This window comes from Xanthomonas sp. NCPPB 3200 (assembly GCF_056393585.1).
This window is the reverse complement of record NZ_CM150785.1, coordinates 556,854-571,425: the sequence shown is the minus strand read 5'-3', so window position 1 is coordinate 571,425 and position 14,572 is coordinate 556,854. Positions and strand designations below refer to the sequence as shown.

The window sequence follows — 14,572 nt, the reverse complement described above, 5'->3', positions numbered from 1 at the left end:
GGCGGGTTCGAATGCCCGCCGCGCCCGCCAGGCGGCCAGGCGCCGCGCCGCCAGCGGCGCCAGGCGCTACAGCGCCTTGCCACCGCGATCGCGACACCCCCAGTTGAGGATCGGCGTGCCGGCCGGCAGCACCTGTCGGAACAGCGCTTCGCGATTGGCCTTCGGATTGACCACCACCGGCGCGCGCGCGGCCTTCAACAGCGGCAGATCCGCGGTGCTGTCCGAATAGGCAATGGCGATGTCGGCGTAGCCGCGCTCGCGCAGCATGCGCATCTTCTCTTCGTTATGGCAGTGACGTCGCGCGGTGACCGCGCCCAGACGCGGACCGACCAGGCTGCCGATCACCGGCACATCCTGATGGGCGACAAAGCCGAGAATGGCGCGCGCCAGTTCCGGCGGCGCGCCGGTGGCCACCACCACGCGGTCGCCGGCAGCGCGGTGGTCGGTGAACACCTTCAAGGCGTGCGGCAACAGGCGCTGCCGGATCCGCGCTTCATGCTTGAGCACGTACGCATCGATGAAGCGGTTGAACTCGCGCGTGCGGTGCAGGCCGAAGGTGGCGATCCACACATACCCGGACACGCCGCGGCGGCGGGTCGGCAGCATCGCCACCATCGGGCCGAGGATCGGCGAGGCCAACAGCGCCACCAGCAGACGCAAGGGGTTGCGCTTGATCAGCCAGGCGAACAGATGGCTGCCGGAGTCGCCGTCATACAGCGTGTGGTCGAAATCGAAGACCACCAGCGGTGCGTCGTCGCGCGGTACGGGATACGCCTCAGTCATGCGCAAAGAATAGCTGACGCAGCGACTCGCCGGGTTCGGCCGCGCGCATGAAGGTCTCGCCGACCAGAAACGCGTTCACGCCGTGGCCGCGCATCAACTGCACGTCGGCCGGAGTGACGATGCCGCTTTCGGTGACCAGGATGCGGTCGCGCGGCACGGCGGCGCGCATGTCCAGCGTGGTCTGCAGCGTCACCTCGAAGGTGCGCAGATTGCGGTTGTTGATGCCCACCAGCGGCACCGGCACCTGCACCGCGCGCTCCAGCTCGTCGATGTCGTGCACTTCCACCAGTACGTCCAGGCCCAGTTGCATGGCCAGGCCGGAGAGCTCGGCCAGTTGCCCATCGTCCAGTGCCGAGACGATCAGCAGGATGCAATCGGCGCCGAGCACGCGCGCCTCGTAGACCTGGTAGGGGGCGACAGTGAAGTCCTTGCGCAGTACCGGCAGCGTGCAGGCCTCGCGCGCCTGGCGCAGATAGGCATCGGCGCCCTGGAAGAAGTCCACATCGGTCAACACCGACAGGCAGCTGGCGCCGCCGAATTCATAGCTGACCGCAATGTCGGCCGGGTGGAAGTCGGGCCGGATCACGCCCTTGGACGGGCTGGCCTTCTTCACCTCGGCGATCACCGCCGGCTCGCCGGCGGCGATGCTGGCCTGCATGGCGGCGGCAAACCCGCGCGTGAGCGGCAGGTCGGCGCTGCGCGCGATCAGCTCGGCCAGCGGCACGCGCGCACTGCGCTCGGCGATTTCTTCGGCCTTGCGGGCAAGGATGGTGTTGAGGATATCGCTCATCGTATCGGGTCCTGGCGGTCGGGCATTATCGGTCAAGACGGCCGCAACCGGCCGCCACGCGCCAGCCCCCAGCATGCCAGCGGTCATGATCGGGATGCCGCCGCATGCCTGCCGGTGCAGTGGGAGGGGTCAGGCCTGCGAGGCAATCTGCCGGGTGAAGGCGACATAGGCGTCCAGTCTTGCACGTGCCGAGCCATCGGCCAGGACCGCACGCGCACGCACGACGCCCTCGGCGATGCTGTCGGACACGCCTGCCACGTACAGCGCCGCACCGGCGTTGAGCGCGACGATGTCCAGCGCCGGGCCGGGCACATTGTCCAGCACCTGCAGCAGCATCGTGCGCGACTGCGCGGCATCGGCCACCTTGAGGTTGCGGCTGGCCGACATCGCAATGCCGAAATCCTCCGGATGCACTTCGTATTCGCGCACCTGGCCATCGCGCAGCTCGCCGACCAGGGTGCCGGCCCCCAGCGAAAGCTCGTCCATGCCATCGCGGCCCCACACCACCAGCGCACGCTCGGCACCGAGTTCCTGCAGCACGCGCGCCTGGATGCCGACCAGGTCCGGATGGAACACGCCCATCAGGATGTTCGGCGAGCCGGCCGGGTTGGTCAGCGGGCCGAGGATGTTGAAGATGGTGCGCACGCCCATTTCGCGGCGCACCGGCGCCACCACCTTCATGGCCGGATGATGCACCGGCGCATACATGAAGCCGATACCGGTCTGCGCCAGCGAGGCGGCGACCTGCTCGGGCTGCAGCTCGATCGCCGCGCCCAGCGCCTCCAGCGCGTCGGCACTCCCGGACTTGGACGAGACGCTGCGGTTGCCGTGCTTGGCGACCTTGGCACCGCCGGCGGCGGCCACGAACATGGCGCAGGTGGAGATGTTGAAGGTATGCGAGCCATCGCCGCCGGTGCCGACGATGTCGACCATATGCCGGCGATCACTCACTTCCACGCGACGCGAGAACTCGCGCATCACCGTGGCTGCGCCGGCGATCTCGCCGATGGTTTCCTTCTTGACCCGCAGCCCGGTGAGGATGGCCGCGACCATCATGTCCGAGACCTCGCCGCGCATGATCTGGCGCATCAGCTCGACCATTTCGTCGTGGAAGATTTCGCGGTGTTCGATGGTGCGTTGCAGGGCTTCTTGCGGGGTGATGGGCATGGACGAGGACCGTGGCAAAACGTGAGAAAGATAGGCGGCAGCGAGCTTGATCGATCAATGCTGGCGCTGCAGTCGCGCATGGCGGCAATGCCATGCAGCGACGCGGCGCGCAGCGCTCACTGGCCCGGGCGCCGCATGCGGAAGCGCGCCTGCGCCTGCACTTCGAAATAGTCGGCGCCGCCGCCGGCGCGCAGAATCGTCTGCACGGCCGCGGGATCGTAGATGCCGTCCTGCAACGCCGCGTGCGCCAGATGCACGCCGACCACTTCGCCCAGGACCAGCCAGGTTTCGATGGCCTGCCCGGCTGCGCTCTGCAGCGGCAATAGCTGGCTGAGCCGGCATTCGAAACTGACCGGACTGGCTGCCACGCGCGGGGCACCGATCAGCCGCGATGGCGCCATCTGCAGCTCGGCCAGCACGAACTCGTCGACCTCCGCCGGCACCATCGCCGCACTGGCGTTCATTGCCTCGGCCAACGGGCGCGTGGCCAGGTTCCAGCTGAACTCGCCGGTGGCTTCGATATTGCGCAGGCTGTCCTTGCGGCCGATGCTGGCGAAGCCGACGATCGGCGGCACGTAGTTGAACGCATTGAAGAAGCTGTAAGGGGCCAGATTGGCGATGCCCTCGGCGCTGCGCGAGCCGATCCAGCCGATCGGGCGCGGACCGACGATGGCGTTGAACGGATCGTGCGGCAGCCCGTGGCCCTGGCCTGGTTCGTAGAAGTGGAAGCTGTCGCTGGCGGTGCTCATCGTGATCCGGATGCAGGTGTGAACGAAGCGAAGTGGGAAGCCGGCCGCATGCTATCGCGTAGGTCATTGCAGGCATTGCGCGCATCAATCGCTGGTGCATCGATGGCGCCGAAGACTGCATCGAGACCGACAAAGGTTGCGGCAACCATTGCGACGTGCGTGCTGTGCATTTCGATCAACGCTGCAGGAAGTTTTTCAGCAAGGCATGACCGTGCTGGGTCAGGATCGACTCGGGATGGAACTGCACGCCTTCGACCGGAAACTGGCGATGACGCAGGCCCATGATCTCCTCGATCGAGCCATCCGGATTCTCGGTCCAGGCGGTGACTTCCAGCGCGTCGGGCAAGGTAGTCTTGTCCACCACCAGCGAGTGGTAGCGGGTTGCCTCGTAACTGTCCGGCAGGCCGGCGAACACGCCCTTGCCCTGGTGGCGGATCGGCGAGGTCTTGCCATGCATGATGGTGTCGGCGCGGATCACATCGCCGCCGTAGACCTGCCCAATGCTTTGATGGCCCAGGCACACGCCCAGGATCGGCGTGGTCTGGCCCAGTTGCTCGATCAGCTGCAGCGAGATACCGGCCTCGTTCGGGGTGCACGGGCCGGGCGAGATCACGATGCGCTCGGGCCTGAGCGCGGCGATCTGATCCACGCTCATCGCGTCGTTGCGCACCACCGTGACCTCGGCGCCCAGCGCCTGCAGGTACTGCACGAGGTTGTAGGTAAAGCTGTCGTAGTTGTCGAGCATCAGCAGCATGGCAAAGGACTCATTGCGCGATCAGGAAGACCGCATAGATGTTTTCGGTATAGGTGATGGTGCCGGTCAGCAGGCTTTCACCCAGACCTTGCGCACCTGCACCCGGTGCGGGCGGCGGAGGCGGTGCCGGAGGCGAAGGGGGCGATACCGCCGAGCTCGGCCTGGGCACTGCGGGGGCAGACCAGGTGCCTGCTTCGACACCATAGGCAAAACTGGGGGCTACATCGGAGATGCTGTAGATCCCGCCAAGTCGAACCCCGTAGGCAGCGGCTAGACCCTGGGCAGATTCGCGTGATTGCGTGGCCGCTTCGCGCTTGAGGGCTGCACGCAGTGCGGCCGCATCGGCGAATGCTGTCTGCATCGACAGCACCTGGACATTCTCGTTGGCATCCAGCCCGCCGAGAAAGGCACGCACATCCTTCAAGGACGTGAAGGTGCCGCGGATCTTGCGCTCCACCTGGGTTCCCTGGAAGACCAGCTTGCCGTTCTCGTAGCGAGATTGCGGAGAGATCGACAGTGCCGAGGCGTAGAGCGAATCCTTCATCACGTGATTGCGCTGAAGCCCCTGCAAGACCTGCTTGGCGCGCTCCTCCACGAATTGGCGCGCCAGATCCGCCTGCAGGTCGGTCTTGCTGATCTTGAGATCGACGATGAAACGATCCGGATCGACGGTACGAAATGCCTGCCCCTTCACCAGCAAGTGCGGCTGCGACGGCAGCGTGTTGATCTGTGCCGATACCAGCGCGGGCAACATCAGGGCGCCAGCGAGCATACAACCTGCGAGTCTTTTCATCGTCATCATCCTTGTGGCCTAGAAACGGTCCTGAGATATGGGATCTTGATGAAGAACTGCGACATCCGCACACAGGCGATCGACCGCACCAGCTGTCGTTGCCCACGATGTAACGAAGCGAATGACCAGGCGCCCATCGCCGCGCGTTTCCCAGCGTTCGAAGTCGTAGCGCTGCGCGAGCCGCTCGGCCTGCTGCGCGCTGACGACGATGAACTGCTGGTTGGTCGGCGAATCGCTGGTGAACTGCGCGCCAGCGGCCAGCAGTCCCGCGCGCAGGCACTGCGCCATCGCATTGGCGTGTGCGGCCAGCTCGAAGAACAGGCCATCTTCGAACAGAGTGGCGAACTGCGATCCCAGCAGCATGCCCTTGGCCAGCAACGCGCCGCGTTGCTTGATCAGGTAGCGGAAGTCGGCCTGCAAGGCAGGAGTGACGATGACCAGCGCTTCGCCGAGCAAGGCACCGTTCTTGGTGCCGCCGATGTAGAACGCATCGGTCAATGCGGCGATCGTGGGCAGATCCAGATCGTTGCCCTCGGCGGTCAGCGCGGCGCCCAGGCGTGCGCCATCCAGATACAGCAGCAGCTCGTGCGCGCGACAGAAACGCGACAGCGCCTCGAGCTCGGCACGGCTGTAGATGGTGCCACTCTCGGTGCTGTTGGAGATGTAGACCAGGCGCGGTTGCACCATGTGCTCGTTGCCGTGCACATCCAGCAATGGCTGGATCAGCGCCGGCGTTAGCTTGTCGTGCAACGCGGGCACGGTCAGCACCTTGTGGCCGGTTGCTTCGATGGCGCCGGTTTCGTGCGTGGCGATGTGCCCCGCTTCCACCGCGATCACCGCCTGATGCGGGCGCAGGAACGCGGCGATCGCGGTCAGGTTGGTCTGGGTACCGCCGACCAGCAAATGCACGTCGGCCTGCGCCTGCGCGACTGCGCTGCGGATCAGCGCAACCGCACGCGCGGTATGCCGATCGGTGCCGTAGCCGGCGTTCTGCTCGGCGCTGGCCTGCGCCAAGGCCTGCAGCAGGCGCGGGTGCGCGCCCTCGCTGTAATCGTTGCGAAAGCTGATGCGCGCAGCGTTGCCCTGCCCGTCCATCACAGCCCCTTGGCCGCCTGCGCGACCGCACGGAACAGCGCGCGGCCCTTGTTCATGGTCTCCTGCCATTCCAGATCCGGGTCGGAGTCGTAGACCACGCCGCCGCCGGCCTGCACGTACAGATACCCATCCTGGATCACCGCCGTGCGGATCGCGATGGCGGTGTCGGCATCGCCGTGCCAGCCGATGTAACCGACTGCGCCGGAATAGACGTTGCGCTTGACCGGCTCCAGCTCGCGGATGATCTCCAGCGCGCGGATCTTTGGCGCGCCGCTGACGGTGCCGGCCGGGAAGGTCGCACGCAGCACGTCGCTGTAATTCAGGCCGGCCTTGAGCGTGCCGGTGACCTCGCTGACGATGTGCATGACGTGGCTATAGCGTTCGATCACGAACTGCTCGCCCACCTTGACCGTGCCCGGTTCGGCCACGCGGCCGACATCGTTACGACCGAGATCGATCAGCATCACGTGCTCGGCGCGCTCTTTCGGGTCGGCCAGCAATTCGGCCTCCAGCGCCTTGTCCTGCTCGGGCGTGGCACCACGCGGGCGGGTGCCGGCGATCGGCCGCACGGTGACCACCCCATCGCGCAGGCGCGCCAGGATTTCCGGCGAGGAGCCCACCACCTGCGTGCCGCCCACATCGAGAAAATACATGTACGGCGAGGGATTGAGCGCGCGCAGCGCGCGATACACATCCACCGGACGCGCACGGAACGGCACGCGCAAGCGTTGCGACGGCACCACCTGGAAGATGTCGCCGGCGCGCACGTATTCCTGCGCCTTGCGCACCACTGCGTGATATTCCTCGCGGGTAAACGAGGAGTGGAAGTCCGATTCGTCGATCGCATCGGAAACCTGCGCCTGCGGATACCCGGCACCGCCCTGACGCAGCCGGTGCGCCAGTTCGTCCAGGCGCCGGTTGGCGCGCACATAGGCCTGCGGCTGGCGCGGGTCGGCGTGCACGATCAGGTACAGCCGATCCTTGAGGTTGTCGAACACCGCCAGCTCTTCGGACAGCATCAGCAAGATGTCCGGCGTGCCCAGCTCATCGGGTTTGTCGCCGCTGCCCAGGCGCGGTTCGATGTACTGGATGCACTCGAAGCCGAACCAGCCGACCAGGCCGCCGGTGAAGCCGGGCAGGCCGTCGAGCTGCGGCACCGAATGCTCGGCGCGCAAGGCGTCCACTTCGGCCAGCGGGTCGGCGACCTCGCGGGTTTCCAGTACTTCGCCGTGCTCGCTGATTTCCAGCGTATGCCCGCGGAAGCTGTACACGCGCCGCGCCGGCAGGCCGATGATGGAATAGCGCCCGAAGCGTTCGCCACCTTCGACCGATTCGAACAGATAGGTGTAGGGGCCGTCGGCGAGCTTCAGATAGACCGACAGCGGCGTGTCCAGGTCGGACAGCACTTCGCGGACGACGGGAATACGGGTGTGACCTTCAGCGGCCTGGCGCTGGAACTGCTCTGCAGTGATCAAGACGACTTTCCTTCCGGGACTCTGTGGCGGGGCGGACGACGGCAACGGGCCACCATCGCCACCAGCGGCGAGCGGAAGAGAAGGAGCGTGGAGTCGTCAAGCGGGACACGTCCCTACTGTAGCGCAACTGCCGCGCCAGGGCAGCAGGCCCGAGGCGAAAGCCAAGCAAATTGCGAAGCCGGGCAGACCGGCCTGGCGCCGCACAACCAGCCCCGCTCTACCGATTCCCCAATCCCGATTCCCGATTCCCCACCCTCAAGCGCTCCGCAACGGGCACCCCACAGGCAAATGCATCCGCAACCGCGCCGGCACGCATTCGATGCGGAAATGCAGCGAGGTCTCCGGCTCGCCATCCAGGTTCAAGGTCAGCGGCTGATGGGCGACGATCTCCAGCCACGGCAGCCGCGCGCGCACGGCCACACGTTCCAGCGCGGCCTGTTTGCCGCCGGTGACCAGGGTGCCGAGGGTGGCGGCCACTTCGCCGTTGAGCGCGGGCACGATGGTGACGTCGAGCAGGCCATCGTCGATCAGGGCCTCCGGGCACAGCGCCTGGCCGCCGCCGGCCTGGCGCCCGTTGCCCAGGCCAAGCGCGATGAACTCGCCTTCCCAGTTGAAATCCGGGCCGCTGAAGCGGGCGCTGATCGGGTCGATGCGGCCCAGCCGCGACATGCCGGTGATCAGATACGCCAGGCCACCGAGCATCTTCTTCAGGCCTTCGTCGGTTTCGACGGTGACCTGGGTGCCGAACCCGCCACTGGCGACGTTGGCGCACCAGTGCGGGCCGTGCTCGGCATCGATGCGCAGCAGATCGATCGGCTCGGCAGGGCGCTCGGCAATCAGCGTTAGCGCAGCGAGCGGTTCGATCGGCAGGTTGGCGGCGGTGGCGAAGTCGTTGGCGGTGCCCAGCGGCACCAGGCCCAGCGATGGCAGCGTGGCGGCATCGGCGGTGTGATGCGCCAGCGCCGCGGCCACTTCGCTCAAGGTGCCGTCACCGCCGGCCGCGATCACGGTGTGGGCGCCGTCGGCAACCGCTTCGCCGACATAGCGCTCGGCATCGCCGTCTTCCCAGGTGACCCGCACCTCGAGCTGGATGCCACGCTTGCGCAGCGCTCCCACCGCCTCACGCAGGTCCAGATTGTCGGTGGACTTGCCGTTGAGGATCAGACGCCAGTGGGACGCGGCCATGCACGCTGCCAATGCTGTGGGGGTGGTGGACGCAGGCTAGCAGCGGCCCGCTGCGCGCATCGTGAATACGCAATGTCGTCGGGCTGTCATCGGCATGTCACCGAGAACCCGGAGAGTGGAAGGCCATAGCAGGGACGACGGGCGGAGGCAGGATCAGCCTCCAATTTTCTCGAAGGCCGCTCCAAGGGGAGCGGCCTTCTCTTTGCGTGCCGCGGCGGCGCGCAGGGCGCGCTCAGGCGCCGGCGGCGAACGCGGCCAGGCGCTCGCCGTCGAGCCGGTAGACGGTCCAGCCGTCCATCGGGCGCGCACCGGCCGCCTGATAGAAGTCGATGGCCGGCTGGTTCCAGTCCAGCACCGACCATTCGAAACGCCCGCAGCCACGCTGCACGGCCAACCGGGCCAGGTGCCGCAGCAAGGCCAGACCGGCACCCTGCCCGCGCGCCTGCGGGCGCACGAACAGGTCTTCCAGATACAGGCCGTTGCGGCCGAGCCAGGTCGAGTAATTGAAGAAATACACCGCAAATCCCAGGGCCTGGCCGTCCTGCTCGCAGATCAGCGCATGCGCGGTGGCGCCCTCGCCGAACAGGCTGGCGCGCAGGTCCTGCGGGCTGGCCTTGACCGCATCGGGCTCGCGTTCGTACACCGCCAGTGCAGTGATCAGCTCATGCAGCAGCGCCACATCGTCAGGCGTGGCGGCGCGGATCTGCAGCGCGGGCGCGCTCATCGCACCGCATCCACCGCCGCGCGCATCTGCGCGATCACCTGTGCATAGTCGGGCGCATTGAAGATCGCCGAGCCGGCAACGAAGGTGTCGGCACCGGCGGCAGCGATCGCGCCGATGTTGTCGGCCTTGACCCCGCCATCGATCTCCAGCCGGATCGGCTTGCCCAGCGCGTCGATCCTGCTGCGGATGGCACGCAGCTTGTCCAGCGCCGAGGGAATGAAGGCCTGCCCGCCGAAGCCGGGATTGACCGACATCACCAGCACCAGGTCCAGCTCGGGCAGCACCCAGTCCAGAATGTCCACCGGGGTGGCCGGGTTGAGCACCAGGCCGGCCTGGCAGCCGTGCGACTTGATCAGCTGGATCGTGCGGTGCACATGGCGGCTGGCTTCGGGATGGAAGCTGATGGTGGTGGCGCCGGCCTCGGCGAAGTCCGGCACGATGCGGTCCACCGGCTCGACCATCAGGTGCACGTCGATCGGCGCGGTGATGCCGTGCTTGCGCAGCGCCTGGCACACCATCGGGCCGATGGTGAGGTTGGGCACGTAATGGTTGTCCATCACGTCGAAGTGCACCCAGTCGGCGCCGGCCTTCAGGACGTTGTTCACTTCCTCGCCCAGACGGGCGAAATCGGCGGACAGGATGGACGGGGCAATCGCCGTCGGTTGCATGGGCAGCTCGTCAAGGAACGGAAAACACATTGTCGCAGGCGCGCAAAGCCAGTGCATCCGCAGCGGTCCAGGCTGCGTATGCACCTGAACCGGCGCACCGCGCCCTTTCGCCAAGGACACCGCATGAAGACCACCCCGCTCGCCTCCGCTGCGCTCGTTTTGATGGCCCTCGCCCCCTCCGCCTGGGCCCAGACCGGCCCGGCCGACTGGTCAGGTTTCTCGATCGGCGCCAATGTCGGCGGTGCCGACGTCAGTGGCGTTTCCGGCGGCCGCTTCGGCTTCGACACCAACCTGGATGGCCGCGACGGCGACCAGGTCAGCACCCCGACCGGCGCCGATGCCTTCTCGCCCGGATTCTGCGGCGGCGCGGCGGCCGGGCGCACCCCGGCCAGCGGCTGCAGCAAGGACAAGGGTGGCGCCGAATACGGTGCGCGGCTGGGTTACGACTGGCAGGCCGGCAACTGGGTCTACGGCGTCGTTGCCGAGTACACCCGCAACGACCTGCGCGACAGCGTCAGCGCCTTCAGCACCACCCCGGCGTTCTACACCTTCACCCGCCAGCTCAACCGCACCGCCGCACTGCGCGGCCGTATCGGTTATGCCTTTGGCGCGCAGGGCGACTTTCTGGCCTATTTCACCGCCGGCGTGGCACGCGGCGAGTTCGACCACAGCTTCTCCAGCAGCAACACCGCCAACAGCTTCACCAGCAGCGGCGGCGACAGCGCCGACGGCTACCAGGCCGGCCTGGGCCTGCAACGCCGTTTGAGCGACAACGTCTCGGTCGGTGTGGAATACCTGTTCACCCGCATGCAGGACGAAGACACCCGCGTGCGGGTCGGGCCGGGTACCGCGCCGGCGACCAACCCGTTCCTGCGCGTCAATCCGGCAGGCACCGATCTGCGTCGCAGCGATACCGACTTTTCGTCGAATGCGGTGCGCCTGACGGCGACCTATCGCTTCTGAGTGCTTGGCATCCGAGTGACCGCGCCTGACCTGTCACGGGTCGGGCGTTTTTTATTGGTGGCGCCCATGCCCACCCTGTGCGGGCGCCTGGCAGCGATATTGCAGCGTAGGATGGATCAGCGTTTGCGCAGCCGCTGGATCCGATCGTAGGCCGCATTGATCTGGCTGGCCTTCTTCTCCGCCTGGCGGCGTGCTTCCGGCTCGGCGTTGGCTACCTTGTCCGGGTGGTAACGCGACATCAGCCGGCGGTAGGCCAGGTCGATCTCGGCGGTGGTGGCGTCCGGCTCCAGTCCCAGCGCTTCGTACGGGTTGTCGGCGCGGCGCTTGAACCAGCCGGCGTCCACCGCATGCCCGATCGCCAGGCCGATCATCAGCCCGAGTACCGGCGCGCCGCGGAACAGCAGGGCGCCGGCCAGTGCGCCGAGCAGTTTTCCGTACCAGGACATGGGCGATCGGGGGGCGGGATGGCGGGCTGGCGATCTTACCCGAACGCCCGCCCGGCCTGGCTGACGCGGCATGCACGCCGCCCACCGGGGCGGCCCCAATAAATCCAGCGGCGCGCGCCGAAGCGCCGTACACTACGCGGCCCGCTGCCCACCCGCGGGCCCGCCGGGTCCCGGGGACAGCGTCATTGCGACGTCCTTAGGAGTGCCTGTGTCGACCACGCTGTTGCAATCCGATCTGCCCGGCCTGCCGTTGCGTCACCGTGGCAAGGTCCGCGATGTCTTCGACATTCCCCGCGAGCGCCTGCCCGCCGACGCGCCCCCGGGCGATTATCTGTTGATGGTGGCGACCGACCGCCTGTCCGCGTTCGACGTGGTGCTGCCCGACCCGATCCCCGGCAAGGGCGAGATGCTGTGCCAGGTCTCCAACTTCTGGTTCCACAAGACCGAACACCTGATGCCCAACCATCTGGTCGACATCACCGTGGAGCAGGTCTTGCCCGAGGGCGTGGACCCGGCGCTGTATGCCAAGCGCGCCGTGGTCACGCGCAAGCTCAAGCCGGTGCCGGTGGAAGCGATCGCACGCGGCTACCTGATCGGCAGCGGCTGGAAGGATTACCAGCGCACCGGCAAGATCAGCGGCATCGAACTTCCCGACGGCCTGCGCCAGGCCGAGAAACTGCCCGAGCCGATCTTTACCCCGTCGACCAAGGCCGCGGTCGGCGACCATGACGAAAACATCGACTTCGATGCGATGGTCATGACCGTCGGCGCCGAGCTTGCCGAACGCGTCCGCGATGCCACCTTGCGCATCTACCGTTTCGCCGCCGATTTTGCCGCCGAGCGCGGCATTCTGCTGGCCGACACCAAGTTCGAATTCGGCACCGATGCCGATGGCCGCCTGTACATCATGGACGAGATGCTGACCCCGGACTCGTCGCGTTACTGGCCGGCCGACCAGTACGAACTCGGCACCAGCCCGCCCAGCTACGACAAGCAGTTCGTGCGCGATTATCTGGAAACCCTGGACTGGGGCAAGACCGCACCCGGCCCCAGCCTGCCGGCAGAAGTGATCGAACGCACGCGCGCAAAATACGCCGAGGCATTGCAGCGGTTGGCGGGTATTTCGGTCGATTGATCTCCAAGGCCCCGCGTCCGGGGCTTTGAGGCTGTAGTAAAGCAACAATGGCGGGCAGCGCTCTTTATTGAGCGCTGAAGGACGCACCTGACGCGGTCTGTTGCCAAGAAAAGTCGCAATGGCGCTCCCATACTTTTCATTCCGCAGCCGCGCCGGACAGAATCCGCTGTATTACTACGTCATTGCGATTCCTGCAGACAGCGTCGCCGGATGCAAGAACAACCCGGCATGTGGAACATATGGCGACAGGCCGATCCAACGCCCGAAGACCACCATTGGCGAAAGCTGTCATGCCGCCGCACCAGGCCAGTATGTCGGCGACTGCGCGCAGGGATGGGTGGGTGCGGATGCACTCGATGTATTTTCAAACGGGATATAGTCAGCCGCACCATACCGGATAAATCCCCGGCCAAACCATGATCAAATCATCATGACTTTTGCGCAGGATCGATCGAGATAGCCCGGCTTTGCTGACCGCAATCAATGGCCGTGGACTCACCCGAGCACCGGGCCACCGTCAGGCTGCTTGTTCTGCGAGGGTATTGGCCTGCCGCATGCCGGCCAGTTTGCGCAAGCCACGACTCCGCCAGCCTTCACACATTGGCAAGCAGCGCGCGTATACCATCCCGCCCGCGTTCCAGTTGCCCCGCTATGATCAGGAGGATCCCTTGGCCCGTTTCCGAACGTCTCTGCACGCTCTCGCACTGAGCCTGGCGCTGGTCGCCTGCAAGCCGCAAGCTGAGCCCGCCGGCGCTGCGACGCCTGCCGCGAATGCAGCACCCGCAGCCTCGGCGCCTGCCACCGGTCCGGCAACGCCTGCGCAGGCGACAACCTGCCCCAGCGCCGACTTCTCTGCATTTCTGAAAAGCTTCAGTGCAGACATTGCGGTACAGGAAAAGGCCACCGCCGATCCGCTGACGATGATCCAACTCGACCCGGACGCGCAGCCCGAGCCCACCCCGGTCACCCGCACGGTTCCGCTGGCCAAGGTCGAATGGCCTGTCATTCCCAACCTGGAGGCAGCCCGCAACGGCGGCCGCGAGGTCACGATTTCCGAAGAGGCCGATGGCCGCCAGGTACTGGTTCGCACGCCGGACACTGGCGATCAGCAGGTCTACCACTTCGCCCAGCGCCCCTGCTGGATGCTGGTTAAGGTGGACGACCAGTCTCTGTAAACGTCGGTGGGCGCTGGAAGCAGGTTCTGCCTGCTTGGCTATCCTCATCTGCAACTCAAACCGTCAAAGAGGCGACCTGATGCGACGCTTCATCTCTGTCCTACCTGCGCTCGGCCTGAGCCTGGTGCTTGCCGCATGCGGTGACAAGCCAGAGCCCGCAGCTGCCACCACCACCAGCGCGCCCAGTACGCCACCTGCCACTACCAAATCCCCGGCTTCGACAGAAGCAGATACACAAGGACGGAACGACATGATCAAGGAATGCTCCGGCGTGCGCCTGCATCTGAGCGCGTTGCCATCCGAGAGCGGCGGCTCCACCAAAACTCACCTGGAAATGGAGCGTGATGGCCAACGCCAGGAAGTGGCAGCACCTCCAGAGATGGCGGACTACACCGCAGTGGGCCTGGGTTGCGCGGAAGACGCAAAAGGAAGCACGTATTTTGTCGTCCAGTACGGCGAGCTTCCTTACGGCTGCGAATTTTGCGAATGGTTCTTCCTGTATGACATCAAGGGTCAGTTGCTGAATCACGCGACACCACCGCTGCATACACAGGACGGCCAGCAGAGCCCGAATAACGATGAGTACGAACACAAGCTCGAAGAGCTGGGACTGAAGCACCCGGAACTGGTGCCTTTCCAGCCCTGAGCAAAGGATGCCCGTGCACCGATG

General features: G+C 66.2%; 17 protein-coding genes. 5 read left to right on the top strand and 12 right to left on the bottom strand.

Features of this window, described 5'->3' with window-relative positions; all coding sequences use genetic code 11:
- Positions 1–66 precede the first annotated feature (66 nt).
- From AC06DU_RS02430 to rpe, 11 genes are all read right to left on the bottom strand, one after another.
- A complete protein-coding gene (locus AC06DU_RS02430) occupies positions 67–783 on the bottom strand; it encodes a haloacid dehalogenase-like hydrolase (protein WP_478203457.1) in 717 nt (238 codons plus the stop codon).
- A complete protein-coding gene (gene trpC, locus AC06DU_RS02425; RefSeq protein ID WP_478204349.1) occupies positions 776–1,648 on the bottom strand; it encodes an indole-3-glycerol phosphate synthase TrpC in 873 nt (290 codons plus the stop codon). Before trpC ends, AC06DU_RS02430 begins: the two co-directional genes overlap by 8 nt.
- A gap of 54 nt (positions 1,649–1,702) precedes the next feature.
- Positions 1,703–2,740 carry an anthranilate phosphoribosyltransferase gene (gene trpD / locus AC06DU_RS02420; RefSeq protein ID WP_046345540.1) on the bottom strand — a complete coding sequence of 346 codons (1,038 nt, stop codon included), beginning with the start codon at positions 2,738–2,740 and terminating at the stop codon, positions 1,703–1,705.
- A 116-nt stretch (positions 2,741–2,856) separates the two neighbouring features.
- Positions 2,857–3,489 carry a flavin reductase family protein gene (locus AC06DU_RS02415; RefSeq protein ID WP_184515760.1) on the bottom strand — a complete coding sequence of 211 codons (633 nt, stop codon included), beginning with the start codon at positions 3,487–3,489 and terminating at the stop codon, positions 2,857–2,859.
- A gap of 175 nt (positions 3,490–3,664) precedes the next feature.
- The gene (locus tag AC06DU_RS02410; protein ID WP_024938197.1) at positions 3,665–4,243 is read right to left on the bottom strand and encodes an anthranilate synthase component II; all 579 of its coding nucleotides are present in this window, start codon (positions 4,241–4,243) and stop codon (positions 3,665–3,667) included.
- Positions 4,244–4,253: 10 nt separating this feature from the next.
- A complete protein-coding gene (locus tag AC06DU_RS02405) occupies positions 4,254–5,036 on the bottom strand; it encodes an SIMPL domain-containing protein (protein ID WP_054592430.1) in 783 nt (260 codons plus the stop codon).
- Between the two features lie 18 nt (positions 5,037–5,054).
- A complete protein-coding gene (locus AC06DU_RS02400) occupies positions 5,055–6,131 on the bottom strand; it encodes a threonine aldolase family protein (RefSeq protein WP_478203455.1) in 1,077 nt (358 codons plus the stop codon).
- Positions 6,131–7,606, bottom strand: coding sequence for an anthranilate synthase component I (gene trpE, locus AC06DU_RS02395; protein ID WP_024938199.1), 1,476 nt, complete (start codon positions 7,604–7,606; stop codon positions 6,131–6,133). Before trpE ends, AC06DU_RS02400 begins: the two co-directional genes overlap by 1 nt.
- 255 nt (positions 7,607–7,861) lie before the next feature.
- Positions 7,862–8,791, bottom strand: a complete 930-nt coding sequence (yegS, locus tag AC06DU_RS02390; RefSeq protein WP_478203454.1) for a lipid kinase YegS — start codon at positions 8,789–8,791, stop codon at positions 7,862–7,864.
- Positions 8,792–9,023: 232 nt separating this feature from the next.
- Positions 9,024–9,515 (bottom strand): GNAT family N-acetyltransferase, encoded by a 492-nt coding sequence (locus AC06DU_RS02385; protein ID WP_054592402.1) that lies wholly within the window; start codon positions 9,513–9,515, stop codon positions 9,024–9,026.
- The gene (rpe, locus tag AC06DU_RS02380; RefSeq protein WP_016901363.1) at positions 9,512–10,183 is read right to left on the bottom strand and encodes a ribulose-phosphate 3-epimerase; all 672 of its coding nucleotides are present in this window, start codon (positions 10,181–10,183) and stop codon (positions 9,512–9,514) included. Before rpe ends, AC06DU_RS02385 begins: the two co-directional genes overlap by 4 nt.
- Before the next feature lie 123 nt (positions 10,184–10,306).
- On the opposite strand from rpe, the gene AC06DU_RS02375 reads away from it, so the two are divergent.
- Entirely contained in the window at positions 10,307–11,146 is an 840-nt protein-coding gene (locus tag AC06DU_RS02375) for an outer membrane protein (protein ID WP_478203453.1), read from the top strand.
- A 116-nt stretch (positions 11,147–11,262) separates the two neighbouring features.
- Here the strand turns inward: AC06DU_RS02375 and AC06DU_RS02370 are convergent, their stop codons facing one another.
- The gene (locus AC06DU_RS02370; RefSeq protein WP_016901358.1) at positions 11,263–11,592 is read right to left on the bottom strand and encodes a J domain-containing protein; all 330 of its coding nucleotides are present in this window, start codon (positions 11,590–11,592) and stop codon (positions 11,263–11,265) included.
- Positions 11,593–11,800: 208 nt separating this feature from the next.
- Here AC06DU_RS02370 and AC06DU_RS02365 point away from each other — a divergent pair, with 208 nt between their 5' ends.
- The 4 genes from AC06DU_RS02365 (at position 11,801) to AC06DU_RS02350 (ending at position 14,548) form a co-directional block, all read left to right on the top strand.
- Positions 11,801–12,727, top strand: coding sequence for a phosphoribosylaminoimidazolesuccinocarboxamide synthase (locus AC06DU_RS02365; RefSeq protein ID WP_046345459.1), 927 nt, complete (start codon positions 11,801–11,803; stop codon positions 12,725–12,727).
- Positions 12,728–12,845: 118 nt separating this feature from the next.
- Positions 12,846–13,106 (top strand): hypothetical protein, encoded by a 261-nt coding sequence (locus tag AC06DU_RS02360; protein ID WP_311540099.1) that lies wholly within the window; start codon positions 12,846–12,848, stop codon positions 13,104–13,106.
- A gap of 289 nt (positions 13,107–13,395) precedes the next feature.
- Positions 13,396–13,902, top strand: coding sequence for a hypothetical protein (locus AC06DU_RS02355; protein ID WP_478204347.1), 507 nt, complete (start codon positions 13,396–13,398; stop codon positions 13,900–13,902).
- 34 nt (positions 13,903–13,936) lie between these two features.
- Positions 13,937–14,548 carry an LptM family lipoprotein gene (locus AC06DU_RS02350; protein WP_478203451.1) on the top strand — a complete coding sequence of 204 codons (612 nt, stop codon included), beginning with the start codon at positions 13,937–13,939 and terminating at the stop codon, positions 14,546–14,548.
- The last annotated feature ends 24 nt before the right edge of the window (positions 14,549–14,572 follow it).